Source organism: Aminobacter sp. J41, from assembly GCF_000526635.1.
Lineage (GTDB): Bacteria > Pseudomonadota > Alphaproteobacteria > Rhizobiales > Rhizobiaceae > Aerobium.
In genome coordinates this window covers 1-15,731 of record NZ_JAGL01000014.1, presented here as the reverse complement: position 1 = coordinate 15,731, position 15,731 = coordinate 1, and the positions used below count along the sequence as shown (strand labels likewise).

Below are 15,731 nucleotides of genomic sequence, written 5' to 3'. Positions count from 1 at the left end.
GGGCTGACCATGGACGAGAAGATGACGAGCGTCCGGCCATTCCGGGTCGAGGCGCTGCATACGCTTGCGCTGTTTGCACTGGCGGTCGCGCAGCCGGTGTTCAGCACGATCGGCGAGGCGCCGGAATTTCTGGTGGCGCACAACGCAACGCCGCTGGTGATCGTCGCTTTCGCGGTGGGCCTGGCGCTCATCGCGCCGCTGGCGATCATCGCGGTCGAGTGGCTGGTGAGCAGGATCTACCGGCCGGCCGGCAAGGTCCTGCACGGTCTCGTAGTCCTTGTACTGCTTGGCATCATTGCTCAGCAGGTGCTCGACCGCTTCCTCGACCTCGACGTGAAGCTTCTCCTCGGCCTTTCCTTGCTCCTCGCGGTGCTTGCGAGCCTCCTCTACTGGCGCTCGGCGACCGTGAGCCGCATGGTCTCCATCGCCGCCATCGGCGCGCTTCTCCTGCCGCTGAACTTTCTGTTCGTCTCGCCGGCATCGAGGCTGGTAGCGAGTGGCCGGGATGATATGGGATCAGGGTCGTCGGCGCCGCAGAAGCGCACGCCGGTGGTTATGCTCATCCTGGACGAGTTCAACGTCACACCGCTGTTTGACGCTGATGGGAATTTGGACAGCGCGAGATTTCCGGGTTTCGGTGAACTGGCAGCGGAATCTTGGTGGTTTCGCAAGGCCGTAAGCCCCTATCACCAAACGCAGTTCGCCGTGCCCGCAATCCTGACCGGCAAGCTGCCCGACCCGGAGAAGGCGGTCCCGTCCCATTCGGACCACCCGCGTAACCTCTTTACGATGCTGGGCGAACACTACGAGCTAAATGTCCGTGAGGCGCTCACATCACTGTGCCCCCAGACTTACTGCAGCTCCTCAGATCGCCAATTCCAGCCCCACCAGTTCCTGTCAGATCTTGGGGTCGTGGCAGCCCATGCACTATTGCCGCGACGTTCCGCTGCTGCGTTGTTGCCCCCGCTTACCCAGGGCTGGCGAGGCTTCAAGGATGGTGCGACGGATGCCGATGAAAAGCGGCAAATCGAACGTGACTTCGTGCAGCGCTTCAACAAACAAATATCGGTATCGCGCGTCGATTTATTCGATCGCTTCATCGAAGAGAGCGGAGCGGAGGAAGGACGGCTTGATCTTCTGCACGTTCTCCTTCCGCACTCGCCTTACGAGTTTCTCCCGAGTGGAAACAGATATTTCGGCACCACCACTCAACTCGGTATGAAAGATCGATCTTGGTCGGATGACCAGCAGCTGATCAATCACGCCTATCTCCGCTATATGATGCAGCTTGGGCTGGTCGACCGAAAAGTCAGCGAGCTCATTCGCAGCTTGAAACGCAAAGGGGTCTACGATCAGACTCTCCTAATCGTGACGGCTGATCACGGACGGGCGTTCAAGCCAGGATTGCCGGTAAGGGAACTGGCGCAGGAGAACGGCGATGTCCTGCACGTGCCTCTCTTTGTGAAATTGCCGGGCCAGACTACAGGAGAGATCAGTGATGAAACGGTCTCAACCCTCGACATAGTCCCGACTATCGTCGAGCAGCTCGCGATTAATACCGACTGGAAGTTTGACGGCGTTTCTCTGTTTGCAAAGGAACGTGAACATCTCGCCGAGATCAACATTGTTGCTCGAGGCAAGCCTTACACGTTTAAGACGGCCGAAATCACATCGCTCCCGTTGCTGTCGTGGCAGCAAGCGACCTTTGGGAGCGGTATTCCGCTTGCGGATACGCACATCATTCGTCGTCACTCCGATTTGATCGGCAGGAACATCGAGAGTTTCGATGTGACTGTTCCCGACGGCCGGGAGGATGTTAGGTTGCTTGGGTCTCTGCGCCAGTTCGCCGACATCGAATTGTCCAGCGGGACTGTTCCGTCGCTGCTTCACGCGGAACTGACAGGACGCGGGTTCGGGGAGGGCCTTTCAGTAGCTGTGGTGGCAAACGGCATGGTTGCGGATGTGGTACCGACATCTCGCAACGAGCGCGGTAATGGTCAGATAGCATCTCTTGTTTCGGATAAATACTTTAAGGATGGGGCAAATGACGTCGCCCTATATCTGATAATGATGCGGGATGAAGAATATCCATATCTTGTCCCCGTATCTGGATCCGAAGAAATCTATTCCTTGAATGCAACTGCCGACACTATTACCGCTTCGACTGGGGAGGTATTCACTATTCGTCGCGACGTTGAGCACGGATACGTAGATTCCCTTGAAATTCGCGGGAAGAGCGTGTTGATGCGAGGCTGGTCGTTCAATCGTACGAATTTCCTGCCAGCAAAGAGCGTAGCTCTTTTCAGTGGCGAGCGATTTATTTGCGGTGCTGCCGTGTACATCGAGCGGCCTGACCTTGTCGCCGGCTTCGGGAAGGAAACAACTAGGTACAGCGGGTTTGCTACTCAGTGTCCGCTTCCTGAGGACGGTTTTGACGGCTCCGAACTTAAAGCCTTTGCGGTCGATGACTCAGGTATTGCCGCACCACTGCGGATGCCATCAGAGATCCTGACCCATTGAATATACAATGCTCAGGATTCACACGGAGACCGCAGGTCACTTGTTGTGCGCGGATAGTTCGTGTTCGCGAGCCGGTCCTGAAATAGTGGGAGGGTCAGTTGAGCGTCGGCGTCGTAACGGAAAATAGCGCCAAGGCGGCATTGGAAACGGTGCTGCCCCCGCGGCCCATTTCCCGCCGGCCCAATCTTGTCACCAAGGCGGGGCTGAAGATGCTGCAGGACGATCTTGCCCGCGCGCACGAGGCGCTGGAGGAGGCAAGCCGGATCGAGGATATCGATGAGCGCCGGCACCAGTCGGCCGTGCCCTATCGCGATGCGCAGTATCTTGCCGAGCGCGTGCGCACCGCGCAGGTGAAGCCGGCGCCCGCGTCGAACAACGTGGTGGCCTTCGGGCACAAGGTGACGTTCGAGCGCCCCAACGTGGCGCCGTATCTCAAGGCGCCGAACTCAACCTTGAGCCTCACGAAGCTGAAAATCTACGGCATTTCGCCGAATGGTGGAGCGGGTGAGCTTCACATCCCACCTCCACCTGCGTAGCGGCGACACCTGGCTGCTAACCGAGACGCACAGAGTTTGGGCCCAACATGATACACTCGACACCCACTAACCAGATTGCCAGGGATGGGAGAAGGGGCAGCGTCCGGCCATTCCGGGTCGAGGCGCTGCATACGCTTGCGCTTTTCGCGCTCGCAATCGCGCAGCCGGTGTTCAGCACGATCGGCGAGGCGCCGGAATTCTTGGTGGCGCACAACGCAACGCCGCTGGTGATCGTCGCCTTCGCGGTGGGCCTGGCGCTCATCGCGCCGCTGGCGATCATCGCGGTTGAGTGGCTGGTGAGCAGGATCTACCGGCCGGCCGGCAAGGTTCTGCACGGTCTCGTAGTCCTTGTTTTGCTTGGTATCATCGCGCAGCAGGTGCTCGACCGCTTCCTCGACCTCGACGTGAAGCTTCTCCTCGGCCTTTCCTTGCTCCTCGCGGTGCTTGCGAGCCTCTTCTACTGGCGCTCGGCGACGGTGAGCCGCATGGTTTCCATCGCCGCGATCGGCGCGCTTCTCCTGCCGCTGAACTTCCTGTTCGTTTCGCCGGCGTCGAGGCTGGTGCTCAGCAAGGGCGGCGACGTTTTTGGCGAAGTAAGCCCGCCGAAAAAGACCCCGCCGATCGTGTTCATTGTCTTCGACGAGTTCAACCCAACGGTTCTGCTGGATGAGAACAAGCAGATCGACGAAGTCCGCTATCCAAATTTCGCGGCGCTGGCGAAGGACTCGTGGTGGTTCCCTCGCGCAACATCGCCTTACCATCTGACGACGGCCGCGGTGCCTGCCATTCTAACCGGCAAGCGACCAGGTGCCGAACAACGTCTGCCTACCTTCGCCGATCATCCCCGCAACCTGTTCACGATGTTGGGGGAGAATTACCGGATGAACGTGCATGAGTTGCTGACTTCCCTCTGTCCAGGCACGATCTGCGAGAACGACAAGAAGGAATTCAGTTCAGGGCGCTTCGGATCCGATGTGTTGGTCATTCTGGGTCATAGCTTGCTGCCTCAGGAAATCGCTTCAGAACATCTGCCGAGCCTTGCAGGAGGGTGGCATGGCTTTGGCGCCCGTCAGGATTCGGCGTTCGATCAACAGTTTCTTGATATCCAGCGGGCGATGGGCGGGAAGCTTAAGAAGAAAACGAAACCGCGCTTCATCGACGATTTCATTGATACGGTCGGAGGAGAAGATCATCTGAATTTTCTTCACGTATTGCTGCCGCACGCGCCTTATGAATTCTTCCCTAGTGGAATGATGTACAACTCCACCCGCTATGGCTTTGGGAGCGATATGGATGTGTGGGGGGACAATCAGGATCTAATTAGTCTGGATTACCAGAGATATATGCTGCAGGTGGGGCTGTTAGATCGGAAAATCGGTGAGTTGATCGACCGCCTGAAGGAAAAGGAAATGTACGACGATGCGCTTATCATCGTCACTGCCGATCACAGCCGCACCTTCTCCCGAAAACACTTCATCCGGAAAATGACCACGGAGAACGCGGAGCTTCTGCATGTCCCGCTCATCGTCAAGCGGCCCGGCCAGAAGGAGGGGCGGGTGAGCGACGCTTCCGTTTCGACCCTAGACATCCTGCCTACCATCGCCGACGAACTCGGGATTGAGCATGTGTGGGATCTGGACGGAGCGGGCTTGTTCTCGAGTGATTTTCCGGAACGCGAGCGGATAGCCCTCAGCGTTTATGGCGAGGAGTTTGAGTTCCCATGGGATGAGGTCGTTCGTCTGCCGCTATTGGACTGGCAGTTACGTACTTTTCCGCCCCGGCATCCCCTCGACGACCTGCAGGTGAGCCATCGCTACTCGGACCTGATCGGTCATGATATTGCGACGTTGTCTGCGGAAATATCTCCGTCGGGATCAGACGTGCGACTGCTGCAAAATCTGCACTCGTTCACGTCGGTTGACTTCGGTACAGGCTTCCTGCCCGCTGTCATTGACAGTCAAATCACCGGAGAGGTTCAGCCAGGAAGCTGGGTTCTGTTTGCACTTAACGGAAAAGTGGCGTCCGTCTCCCAAGTCTATGCGCAGGATGAAGATGGGCAGCATGTAAGCGCCCTTCTGCCGGAAAAGCTCTTTCTTGATGGCTTCAACAAGCTGGAAGTCTTCCTGGTCGTTGATGAGAGCGGTGAGCGCCGGCTGATCCCCGTGGACATAGAGACAACTACGTTTCAAGTTGATGCCGGCCGGTCGGTGGTTACCTCCTCGGCGGGCCAGGAATATCCGATCCTTCCGAAGGAGAGCTTCGGTTATGTTGACATGCTGCGCCTGGAAGGTGGTTCGCTGGCGGTGAGTGGATGGTCTGTGGACTCCATAAGGAAGAAGTCGACCGACACGGTCGCGATCTTCTCCGGCGAAGAGTTCGTTTGCGCGACCAATCCATCGGGTACTCGGCCCGATGTTGCGAGGCACTTTGAGTCTCCGGATGCAGTCCTGAGTGGCTTTTCCATCGTTTGCCCGCTTCAGGATGCGGACGTGGACCGCTCGCAGCTTAAGATCTTTGGGATATCCAAGAGCGGTGAGGCTGGCGAGCTCCTTATCCCCCCGGCATAGGCACCTCGGCACGCACGCCCCCGCTTATCTTCCGGTTGAAACCCCATGGAGCTTTTTCCGCCGCTTTGGTTTATTCGCGAACTTCAGTTTCGACAGGAGGCTTCGACGTGAGCGTCGCATTCGTGAAGGAAGAGAGCGCCGAGGCGGCATCGGAAACGGTGCTGCCCGCGCGGCCGATTTCCGGCCGGCCCAATCTCGTCACCGAGGCTGGGCTGAAGCTGCTGCAGGACGAGCTTGCCCGCGCGCAGCAGGCGCTGGAGGAGGCAGGCCGGATCGAGGATATCAATGAGCGCCGGCGCCAGTCGGCCGTGCCCTATCGCGACGCGCAGTATTTTGCCGAACGCGTGCGCACCGCGCAGCTGATGCCCGCGCCCGCGTCAAACGACGTGGTGGCCTTCGGGCACAAGGTGACGTTCGAGCGCGACGACGGCCGCGTGCAGACCTACCGCATCGTCGGAGAGGACGAGGCCAACCCGGCCGCGGGCACCATCTCGTATGGCTCCCCCGTGGCGATCGCCCTGCTGGGCAAAAGCGTTGGCGATGTCGTTCGCGCCGGCCAGCACGAACTCGAGATCATTGCGATCGAGTAGGGAATGGATCAGGGTTGGCGCATGAACAGGCGCCAAGCCGCGTCCGCAACATATCGCCCGGACTCTTAAGCGCGCTCGAAGAGGCGCCAGTTCGAGGAGTTGCGCGCCAGCCGACGGACCTCGTCTGCCGCTGCGCGCACGCCTAAGCCACACCGACACCGGGCTTCAGACTGCCGGTTGCGCTCCCGCAGGCGGGTGACGCACAGCGGCGATGCCTGAATCAAGCGCTCCCAGCCCAAGATGCGCCTGGCCGCCCAACGAAATCCCAGGGAAATCCCAGGCGGGAGATCCGCCCAGGCCTGTGTCTGCCGGCTCGCCGGATCAGGCGGCCGACTTCTTCTTGCGGCCACGCTTGGGAGCCTCGGGCTCCGGCTCTGCTTCGTCTTCGCGCTTGCCCAGACCGACCTTGCGGGCGAGATCCGAACGTTGCGCCGAATAGGCTGGGGCAACCATCGGATAGTCGGCCGGCAGGCCCCACTTCTCGCGGTACTGCTGCGGCGTCATGCCATGGTGGGACATGAGGTGGCGCTTCAGCGACTTGAACTTCTTGCCGTCTTCAAGACAAACAAGGTGGTCTCTATGGATCGAGCGCTTTGGATTTACTGCCGGACGGGCGTGTTCTTCTTCAGTTGCCGCAACGGTACTTCCCAAACGCTTGAGTGATTCGTGAACCGACTGGATCAGTTCCCCCAGATTCTGCGCGGGGACCGGATTGTTCGAGACATAGGCGGAAACAATATTAGCGGTAAGCGTAACTTCCTCAGTTCGGCTCAAGATAACGCTGTCGTTCTCTTCCATCTCATGGCCCTCATGTTCAACATCCGTCATTGGTAGTCTCGAACGTCAAGAATTGCGTATTTCTTTGTCTGTGATTGGCAGGAACATCTGCAGCAATCAGTTGTTATTTATTGTTCATTCACGCGATCAGCAATAGCCCGTTTTGATGTAAACATAACGGATCACTGGCTCAGGGCATTGCGAGCACGCAGGTGTGAACATAACCGATTGCGTCTGGCATAAATATGTCTATGGAGCACACCAATTGGGTGATTTGGCATTTTGGGGGCCTTAATATGAGCGAAGTAGATGAGCACGATCTGCTTAAGGGACTGTCGGAACGATTGAAGGCGGAGCAGCGGGCACTTCTGCTGGCTGCGGCAAAGAATGGTGATCTACCAGCCCAGAGTACGCTGCAGCGCGTGGCACAGCTTGAGCTGAACATCGCCGCCATCGAGAATACGCTGACGGATAAGGCCTAGGTGGTCGGATAGACACCGGCGGGAGAAAGCGGGGAGGCACCCGCAATGGGCGCCTCTGCTTAGGCATCTGAGCAGCCTGCATTCTTCATCTTTCTAAATCTCCCTCTTCACCGCGACCCCGCCTTTCATGATCACCGCCAGCGTCTCGGCTGGCCGGTCGAGGAGGTGGAGGTCCTCAAGCGGGTTGCCGTCGACGAGCAGGAGGTCGGCATAGGCATCTGGCTCGATCACGCCGAGCTTGTGGGGATAGGGCTTGCGCTCGTTTGACAGCGCCAGCAGCTCGGCATTGGTCGAGGTCGCCATCTTCAGCGCCGCGGCGTTGCTGTAGAAATTGCCAAGATGCGTCAGCATCTGGCTCTGGCGCTCGGCGAGCCTTGCCGAAAACAGCATGTCCGAGCCCCAGGCGGTCCTGATGCCGTATTTTGCGATCCACTCGTAGAGCCGGCGCGTACCCTCGAACACGCGCTGCGCGCGTTCGGCACCGACGCCTTCAGTGGCAGACGAATCCTCCATGCCCATGAAGGGCTGGGTGCTCAGCCAAACCTCCTTTTCAGCAAGAAGCCGCGCGGTCTCCTCGTCGATCAGATGGCCGTGCTCGACGCAGGGCACCCCGGCCGCCACCGCCCGCTGCACCGTCTTCGGCATGTAGGCGTGGACGGTGAGGTAGGAGTTCCAGTCCCGCGCGACCTCGGCTGCGGCGCGCAGTTCCTCCTCGCTGTAGGTCAGCATGTCGAGCGGGCTGCGCGGCGACGACACGCCGCCGCCCGCCGTGATCTTCACCTGCGAGGCGCCTTGCAGGAACTGCTCGCGAATGCGCATCTTCAAGTCGCCGACGGAGTCGGCGATTGCGCCCGCGCCGAACAGCTCGCCGGAGCTCAGCCGGTGGCCATCGCGCGGGATTTCGGTTGGCAGGCGCAGGTCGCCATGGCCGCCGGAGGTGGTGATCATCGCGCCGGACGGGAAGATGCGCGGGCCGGGGATGAGGCCGCCGTCGATCGCCTGCTTGAAGGAAAAGGTCGGCCCGCCAAGGTCGCGCACGGTGGTGAAGCCGCGCAGCAGGGTGCGGCTGGCCTCGGCGGTGGCGGCGGCGAAGATGATGCCGGGATCGGCCGTAAGCAGCACCTGCAGCGGCAGCGCCGCGAAGATGGCGTGCCAGTGCGCATCGATCAGGCCCGGCATCAGCACGCGTCCGCCCCCGTCGATCACATCGGCACCTTCGGGCGGCGGGTTGTTCGAGGTGTCGACCGCGGTGATGCGCTCGCCCTCGACCAACACGCTCGCGCCGTCGGTAAGGTTTTCGGCCTTGCCGTCGAACAGCCGGACATTGGTGAAAAGGATTTTTGGCGGCGGGCTTTGCGCCAGGCCGCGCGCCGGCAGAGTCGTCGCCATGGCCGCCGCCCCGAGCCCGGCCAGAAACCCGCGCCGCGACTGTCGTTCGAGCCGCGCGGTGGCGATAGAGAGCGCGGGGCTGGAGCAGCCACAGCCGGAGCCATGGACGAGATGCTGGTAGGTCTGGCCGAGCCGGATCATCGCCGTTTCCGATCATCGCTGCCCACGCCTGCCGCAAGGTAACATCGATGGGGCCGAGAAGCTACAGAGTGCGCGGTGGCGTTGGAAAGGTGCTGGGCTGCGCCGGATGAGGAACGCCCAGGCTTAAGAAATGAGGCGGAGCGTTGCCGCTCCGCCTCTGGTGGCTGGATGCGCAGGGCCGCGCGCATCCGAGCCGTGTCGGGCTGAAGCCCGAAGTGGCCGTTAGTAGGACTGAACCTTCGAGCAGAGCTGCTCCATGCTGGCCATGTCCGGCGCGGCGGTTGCGGAAGTATCGCCAGCCGTGCTGCCAGCCGAGCCGGTGCCGCCGGTGGTGCTGGAGGTAGCGGTGCTGTCGGTGCCAGCCGCGCCCGAACCCGCTGCCATATCGGAGCTGGAGCCGGTTGCGCCGCCGCTGGTGTTGCTCGAGGTGTCAGCGCTTGCCGCCGTATCAGTCGAACCGGACGTTGCGCCGCCGGTCGTGCTCGACCCCGAGCCCGAAGCTGCCATGTCGGACGAGCCGCTGGTCGCGCTGCCCGTTGTGCTGCCAGAGCCGGAGCCCGAAGCTGCCATGTCGGAGCTGGAGCCGGTTGCACCGCCGCTGGTGTTGCTGGAGGTGTCTGAGCCTGCTGCCATATCCGACGAGCCGGTTGCACCGCCCGTGGCGCCGCCTGTTGCGCTGCCGGCGCTGGCGAACTGCTGGCAGTCGGCGCGCAGTGCGGCCTGCTTCTCGGAGTCCATTGCGTCGAACGCGGCGCGAAGCTCCTCGTCGCTGCGCAGCGAGCCGTCATTGAAGAAGGCGTCCTGAGAGGACTGATCCCACTGGAAGCCCGCGGCTTCCGAGCTGCTGCCAGCCGCGCCCGTCGTCGTCCCGGTCGTGCCGGACGCGGTCTGCGCAACGGCGAGGCCGCCGGAGACCAGGACGATGGCGGTTGCAGTCATGAGCTTGCTGATCATGGTCGTTTCCTTCCTGTTGTGAATTGTTGTTGGTCTTCGAATTGCGTGGACCCTCCGAACATGGTCCCCGGTCGAATGTTCCAGCGCGGGACGATCACAGGTGATGGCGGCGCGAAATTTGCGGGGAACCGCGCAAACTCATTCCGGCGGGAACGTGCTATGGCGGGAAGGTCACCGAGTCGACGAAGGAGAAGCATGATGCGCGTGACGGAGATCCTTGCCGGCAAGGTCGAGCCGCTCGGCGAGCGCCAGGCGCCAAGCGCGATTGCCAAGGTGCCGGTGAGGGGAAAGGTCCGCGTCGGCCCTGAGGGCCTCGAATGCGACGCGCAGGGCGACCGCAAGGTCCATGGCGGACCTGAGAAGGCAATCCACCACTACGCCTTCGACCATTATGCCGCCTGGCGCGCGCGGATCGGCGACAATCCGCTGCTGCAACAGCCGGGCGCCTTCGGCGAGAATTTCTCCTCGCTCGGCCTGACCGAAAAGGACGTCGCCGTTGGCGACACGTTTCGGCTTGGCAGCACCGTGCTGCAGGTGAGCCAGGGCCGCCAGCCATGCTGGAAGCTCAACTACCGCTTCGGCGTTCCTGACATGTCGATGCAGGTGCAGCAGAGCGGCATGACCGGCTGGTACTATCGCGTGCTGGAGGCCGGCCAAGTGGAGGCTGGCGACGAGCTCTTGCTCATCGACCGGGTCGAGCCGCTATGGACCATCGAGCGGCTGTGGCGCGCACTGTTTGTCGACACGATGAACCTCGACGAACTCGCCGCGCTCATTGCCGCGCCGCATCTGCCGGAAAAGCAGCGCGTCTATGCCGAGCGAAGGCTCGCCACCCGCAAGGTCGAGAGCTGGAACAAGCGGCTCACCGGGAGCGAGTAGAGTTTACGCGTCCTCGGCAGCCCTTCGCCGGTAGTGGCCGGGGGTGACACCGAAGCGGCGGCGGAAGGCGGTGACGAAATTGGTGGCCTGGCCGTAGCCGACGCTCCAGGCAAGCTGCTTGAGCGGCACGTCGAGGCCTTCGTCGAGCATGCGGCGGGCAAGGTCGAGCCGCGCGTCGCGCAGGAAATCGAACACGGTCGTGCCATAGAGCGCGCGAAAGCCGGCATTGAGCCGGCGCGGCGACAGGCCGACCGATGCGGCGAGCTCGTCGAGCGTCGGCGGATCGCGCAGCTCTTCGATCAGCCGGTCGCGCGCCCGCCGCACCCGAACCATTTCGCGCGAGGAGGGTTCTCCTTCGCCGCGGTCCGGCCCTGCCAGCAGGTCGAGGTGATGCGCGGCAAATTCCAGCGCCTTTGCCTGCCGGTAGAGCGCCTGCATCGCTCCGCCATAGGCAGGGCGCATCAGCTCGGCGGTCAGGCGCCTCAGCTCCGTCGTGATCGGCAGCGACAGCGCATGGTCGCGCAACCGACCCTCGAGCCCGGCCCTGACGAGCGGCGGCAGCTTCATGTCGCGGCCGATCGTCTCGATCGCCTCCGCCTCGAGGCGCAGCGCAACGCAGGTCCACTCGTCGTCGGCGTGAACCTCGTAGGTGACGGACCGGTCGACCGGCGTCATCGAATAGGCGCGGCCCCCGTCGCGCCAGTCCTGGGTTTGGGCAGCCTCCAGCCGCCACGAGCCACGCCCGCCGACGAGGCAGCCGAGGATGATGCGCCCGCCGGCAAAGGGCGGCGTCTTCGCGAGCGAGAATGAGCCTCGGCCGCTTGCGCGCACGCGATAGACGAAAATGCCCGGCATCACCGGGATCTCTTCCATGAAGGCCGAGAGCGAGCGGTTGCGGAAGTCGGCGCGGCGGGCGAGGTCGAAGTCATGCGAGACGGCGCAGCTGCCGCTCGTGAAGTCCCATAGCTCCATGGCCGGCTCCTCCCTGAAAGCGCGCGAACGATAGCCGCAGCGTTCCTTCCGTCAATGAAGGTGGCGGCGAAAAGGCTTATGCGCAACGGAAAAAGACTATGCGAGACGGTCGCGCGGCACATGATGTGCGATTGTATACTGCGCCGCCGGCGAGCGCGCTGCTTCTTCTTCTACCTGTATTCAGCCCCGCTTCTTCTTTTCTGATCACATTGATCCGCTCGGCGGAACTTCGCAGGCTCCCATGCATTGCGCGACATGGGGCAGAGGGGCAGTCCACACGCGCACAGGGAGAAAACCGTGGCCGGAGAGACTGATCACGCGACTGCGACCGCGAGGTCGGAGATCGTCGACTTGATACCGGCCCTGCGAGCATTTGCCCGTACCTTCTACAAGGACCCGTCAGCCGCCGACGATCTAGTCCAGGAAACGCTGATGCGGGCGCTGGCCAGCATCCACCAGTTCCGTCCCGGCACGGCGATGAAATCGTGGCTGTTCACGATCATGCGCAATGCCTTCTACACAAGAATCAAGATCGAAAGCCGCGAGGCGCCGGGCGCGGCCGACTGCGCCTCCTCCCGTCCCGCCACCAACGCGACCCAGGAATGGTCCGCTCGCGGGCGCGAGATCGCCGAAGCGATCGACCGGCTGCCCGAGCAGCAGCGCGAGGTGATCATGCTGATCGGCGTGCTGGGCGTATCCTACGAGGAGGCGGCCGACATCTGCCAGTGCGCGATCGGCACCATCAAGAGCCGGCTCAACCGCGCCCGGCTTCGGTTGCTGGAAGAGCTGGGCGAAACGACGCCCGACGCATCATGGGAGCAGGACCAGGCGCACCGGATCGAGTCGTTCCCCGGCAGCCGCCTTGGCTGACTGGACCAGATTATGTTCCGCTGCGGCACCATCCGTCACTTGGGACCCAATACGCATACTAACAGTTGCTAATGAAACCTCTGCGGCAAGCTGAAGGTCCGTTTTCAACCAAAAATTGCCGTTGCGTAACATCGCAAACGCCACTTTTTTACAGCCGCTCACACGTTATGCGCGCGCTGCAACATCAATTTAAGTAATTGATTCTACCCGGCAATATTTTGTGATTTCGCAAGTGCGAACGAATGCGTGTATCGTGCGGTCGCTTGCATCACGGAAATGTCCTATCGCGTCCCGGAAATAGAAAAGACGCACAGCCATCACTGCGTAACCTTGCCTGCCTGAGGGGCGGGTGTTGAGGAGCGCGGAAGTCCGCATCAGCGGTCGCGTCTTGGCGTTTCCGCCGCCGTCAGGAGCAGGGGGTAGGTCAGACATTGGAGCGGCTGTTAAACCGCGAGTTCTCGATCGCCGAAACGCACAGTTTCGAGAAGGAAGAGAATTTCGCACTTCGCAAGACCAGCGCCGGACTCGGCTGGCGCCTGGCGTTCATGTCGGTGCAGGAAGAAGCGCCCTACAAGCGTTCCTTTCCTCCGAGCAGCGATGTACTTATCTGCATTGTCAATTGCGGTTACCTGCGGGGCAGTATTACCGTCAACGGGCGCAAGCATTCGCTGGATGGCGGTCCCGGCAGCGTCACCATCGTTCCGGACAAAGTGGCGTTTGACGTATCGATGGAGTCCACCATCAGCTCGACGCATTTCTACATCCGCCGCCGTCTCCTTGACGAGGTGGCGCAGTCGATCTTTGGCGATGACTGCCCGGCGCCGCCGATCCGCTTTACCACGACATTCGACCCCGTCCTCGAGCAGCTGTGCAACGCCGTGCGCAAGACGCTCGACGATCCGGACGTATCCACTTTCTATGTGAACTTTCTCGTCAAGGCGGTCGCGGCTTACCTCGTCAAGAACCACGCCGGCGAGCGGCCGGAGGCCGCGCCTGCGGGGAAACTCACCGAGCGGCAGCTGCGCCACATCCGCGAGTTCATCGACGCGCGGCTGGGCGAGCGCCTGGCGCTGGCGCAGGTCGCCCACGAATTCGGCCTCAGCGCCGACCATTTCGGCCGCGTTTTCAAGCAGTGCTCGGGGGTGACGCTTTACCAGTTCATCATCCGCTGCCGGGTCGATCGCGCGCGTCATCTCCTCGAGGAAACCGGCATGCCGATCATCGAGATCGCGCAGGAATGCGGCTTTGCCGACCAGGTGCACCTCACCCGCGCGTTTCGCCGGATAGTCGGCACGACACCCGCCGCTTATCGCAAAAATTGCAGCCGCTCTTAACTTCCGATCAACGGTGATGTTCACATTAGGGTGCGCTCACGGAATTGATCAAAACTGCGCGCCAATAAACAAGACTGCACGATCTGCTCTGTGACAGAAAACTCGGACAAGGTGTGTTTGGGTAAATCTCTTCACGGGACGATCTTCGGGGCGCAACTTACGGAATAAAGCAGGCGATACACCAACTGTATACATAACGGGCACGGGTTTGGACTGGGGTGGGAACGTCCGGACTCTCCAATGTACACAGCAAGACGGATCCGCGCGGCTTCTGGGGCAGTTGCCGCGGTTGCGTTTTGCGCATCCTCGCCCACCCGTAGGTGTCCTCCGCGACGGACGGTGAAGTCTGTAACGGAGCAAGGCACATGCCAGCGACAATCACGACCAAGCAGAGCGGCCAGGTCTCTCAGGCCCCGCTGGATCATATCGAACTTTCCGAAGCCAGCGTCGTCACGCTGCGCCTGTCGCCGCGCAACGTTGCAGCCATTACCCGCGACGGCCACGGCCTCGTCGTCGAGACGAAGGACGGCAAGAAAATCCGCATCCGCAATTTTTATCCCGAAGACGGCGTGGAGAACGAACTCGTCCTTGAGGATGACGATGGTCGCCTCTGGCTCTACGAGGGCGACGGCACCGAATTCGACTTTGCCGAAATAACCGACGTCGACCAGCTTGCGGGCGATGACGGTCTCGCCGGCGCCCTGCTTGCCCTGGCGGGCCTTGGCGGCCTGGCCGGCATCGGCGCCGGGGGCAGCCACGCCGGCACACCTGACGATTCCGACGCTGATGCAGACAGCGACGCAGATGCTGACGCGGACGCCGATGCGGATGCTGACGCCGACGCAGATGCGGACAGCGACGCTGACGCGGACGCCGATGCGGATGCCGACGCCGATGCGGACGCGGATGCTGATGCCGACGCAGACGCTGATGCAGACGCCGACGCTGATGCTGACGCCGACGCAGACGCAGACGCAGACGCCGATGCAGACGCAGACGCCGATGCGGATGCCGACGCCGATGCGGACGCGGATGCTGATGCCGACGCTGACGCCGATGCTGACGCGGACGCTGACGCCGATGCGGATGCCGATGCTGACGCGGACGCCGATGCGGATGCCGACGCCGATGCGGACGCGGATGCTGATGCCGACGCTGACGCCGATGCCGACGCGGATGCCGATGCCGACGCCGACGCTGACGCGGACGCGGACGCAGATGCGGATGCCGATGCTGATGCGGACGCCGATGCCGATGCCGATGCCGATGCGGATGCAGACGCTGACGCCGACGCCGACGCCGATGCAGATGCTGACGCCGATGCCGACGCTGATGCGGATGCAGACGCAGATGCGGATGCCGACGCTGATGCGGATGCCGACGCGGATGCAGATGCGGATGCAGACGCTGACGCCGATGCCGATGCCGACGCCGACGCTGATGCCGATGCTGACGCCGATGCAGATGCGGATGCAGACGCCGATGCCGACGCTGACGCTGATGCCGACGCTGACGCCGATGCTGATGCTGATGCAGATGCCGACGCTGACGCTGATGCCGACGCTGACGCTGATGCCGACGCTGACGCCGATGCAGACTCGGATGCTGACGCGGACGCTGATGCCGACGCTGACGCCGATGCCGACGCGGATGCTGACGCGGACGCAGATGCGGATGCGGACGCGGATGCAGACGCTGATGCTGATGCGGACGCAGACGC

13 protein-coding genes are annotated in these 15,731 nt (G+C 62.0%); 9 read left to right on the top strand and 4 right to left on the bottom strand.

Annotated features, from left to right (window positions below; genetic code table 11):
* The first annotated feature begins 9 nt into the window (after nucleotides 1–9).
* The 4 genes from L630_RS0111185 to greA all read left to right on the top strand — a co-directional run bounded on the left by L630_RS0111185 (nucleotide 10) and on the right by greA (nucleotide 6,213).
* Complete coding sequence (locus L630_RS0111185) at nucleotides 10–2,520, top strand: sulfatase-like hydrolase/transferase (protein WP_024848344.1); 2,511 nt, start codon at nucleotides 10–12, stop codon at nucleotides 2,518–2,520.
* A gap of 98 nt (nucleotides 2,521–2,618) precedes the next feature.
* Nucleotides 2,619–3,056 (top strand): hypothetical protein, encoded by a 438-nt coding sequence (locus L630_RS21345; RefSeq protein ID WP_024848343.1) that lies wholly within the window; start codon nucleotides 2,619–2,621, stop codon nucleotides 3,054–3,056.
* Between the two features lie 47 nt (nucleotides 3,057–3,103).
* Nucleotides 3,104–5,623 carry a sulfatase-like hydrolase/transferase gene (locus tag L630_RS0111175; protein WP_024848342.1) on the top strand — a complete coding sequence of 840 codons (2,520 nt, stop codon included), beginning with the start codon at nucleotides 3,104–3,106 and terminating at the stop codon, nucleotides 5,621–5,623.
* A gap of 107 nt (nucleotides 5,624–5,730) precedes the next feature.
* Complete coding sequence (gene greA / locus L630_RS0111170; RefSeq protein WP_024848341.1) at nucleotides 5,731–6,213, top strand: transcription elongation factor GreA; 483 nt, start codon at nucleotides 5,731–5,733, stop codon at nucleotides 6,211–6,213.
* 321 nt (nucleotides 6,214–6,534) lie between these two features.
* On the opposite strand, the gene L630_RS0111165 is transcribed toward greA, so the two are convergent.
* Nucleotides 6,535–7,011: a MucR family transcriptional regulator gene (locus L630_RS0111165; protein ID WP_024848340.1), complete on the bottom strand. Its 477-nt coding sequence runs from the start codon at nucleotides 7,009–7,011 to the stop codon at nucleotides 6,535–6,537.
* Nucleotides 7,012–7,286: 275 nt separating this feature from the next.
* On the opposite strand from L630_RS0111165, the gene L630_RS21340 reads away from it, so the two are divergent.
* A complete protein-coding gene (locus L630_RS21340) occupies nucleotides 7,287–7,472 on the top strand; it encodes a hypothetical protein (RefSeq protein ID WP_034330059.1) in 186 nt (61 codons plus the stop codon).
* A 93-nt stretch (nucleotides 7,473–7,565) separates the two neighbouring features.
* Here the strand turns inward: L630_RS21340 and L630_RS0111155 are convergent, their stop codons facing one another.
* The gene (locus L630_RS0111155) at nucleotides 7,566–9,002 is read right to left on the bottom strand and encodes an amidohydrolase family protein (RefSeq protein ID WP_024848338.1); all 1,437 of its coding nucleotides are present in this window, start codon (nucleotides 9,000–9,002) and stop codon (nucleotides 7,566–7,568) included.
* 222 nt (nucleotides 9,003–9,224) lie between these two features.
* The gene (locus tag L630_RS22185; protein WP_024848337.1) at nucleotides 9,225–9,956 is read right to left on the bottom strand and encodes a hypothetical protein; all 732 of its coding nucleotides are present in this window, start codon (nucleotides 9,954–9,956) and stop codon (nucleotides 9,225–9,227) included.
* Nucleotides 9,957–10,151: 195 nt separating this feature from the next.
* On the opposite strand from L630_RS22185, the gene L630_RS0111145 reads away from it, so the two are divergent.
* Complete coding sequence (locus L630_RS0111145) at nucleotides 10,152–10,835, top strand: MOSC domain-containing protein (RefSeq protein ID WP_024848336.1); 684 nt, start codon at nucleotides 10,152–10,154, stop codon at nucleotides 10,833–10,835.
* A gap of 3 nt (nucleotides 10,836–10,838) precedes the next feature.
* On the opposite strand, the gene L630_RS0111140 is transcribed toward L630_RS0111145, so the two are convergent.
* Nucleotides 10,839–11,807, bottom strand: a complete 969-nt coding sequence (locus L630_RS0111140; protein WP_024848335.1) for an AraC family transcriptional regulator — start codon at nucleotides 11,805–11,807, stop codon at nucleotides 10,839–10,841.
* A gap of 297 nt (nucleotides 11,808–12,104) precedes the next feature.
* Between L630_RS0111140 and L630_RS21330 the strand changes: the two genes are divergently transcribed.
* From L630_RS21330 to L630_RS22455, 3 genes are all read left to right on the top strand, one after another.
* Complete coding sequence (locus L630_RS21330; protein WP_024848334.1) at nucleotides 12,105–12,677, top strand: sigma-70 family RNA polymerase sigma factor; 573 nt, start codon at nucleotides 12,105–12,107, stop codon at nucleotides 12,675–12,677.
* 431 nt (nucleotides 12,678–13,108) lie between these two features.
* On the top strand, nucleotides 13,109–14,011 hold the full coding sequence (locus tag L630_RS22180; RefSeq protein WP_024848333.1) for an AraC family transcriptional regulator: 903 nt from the start codon (nucleotides 13,109–13,111) through the stop codon (nucleotides 14,009–14,011).
* Nucleotides 14,012–14,376: 365 nt separating this feature from the next.
* Nucleotides 14,377–15,731: BapA prefix-like domain-containing protein (locus tag L630_RS22455; RefSeq protein WP_156941759.1), on the top strand; the 1,355-nt coding region annotated here is incomplete at its 3' end.

Bases quoted from the DNA above. Each gene is read 5' to 3' on its own strand.
- L630_RS0111185 (WP_024848344.1), top strand. From the start codon at position 10: ATGGACGAGAAGATGACGAGCGTCCGGCCATTCCGGGTCGAGGCGCTG.
- L630_RS0111175 (WP_024848342.1), top strand. From the start codon at position 3,104: ATGATACACTCGACACCCACTAACCAGATTGCCAGGGATGGGAGAAGG.
- L630_RS0111165 (WP_024848340.1), bottom strand. From the start codon at position 7,011: ATGGAAGAGAACGACAGCGTTATCTTGAGCCGAACTGAGGAAGTTACG.
- L630_RS21340 (WP_034330059.1), top strand. From the start codon at position 7,287: ATGAGCGAAGTAGATGAGCACGATCTGCTTAAGGGACTGTCGGAACGA.
- L630_RS0111155 (WP_024848338.1), bottom strand. From the start codon at position 9,002: ATGATCCGGCTCGGCCAGACCTACCAGCATCTCGTCCATGGCTCCGGC.
- L630_RS22185 (WP_024848337.1), bottom strand. From the start codon at position 9,956: ATGATCAGCAAGCTCATGACTGCAACCGCCATCGTCCTGGTCTCCGGC.
- L630_RS0111145 (WP_024848336.1), top strand. From the start codon at position 10,152: ATGATGCGCGTGACGGAGATCCTTGCCGGCAAGGTCGAGCCGCTCGGC.
- L630_RS0111140 (WP_024848335.1), bottom strand. From the start codon at position 11,807: ATGGAGCTATGGGACTTCACGAGCGGCAGCTGCGCCGTCTCGCATGAC.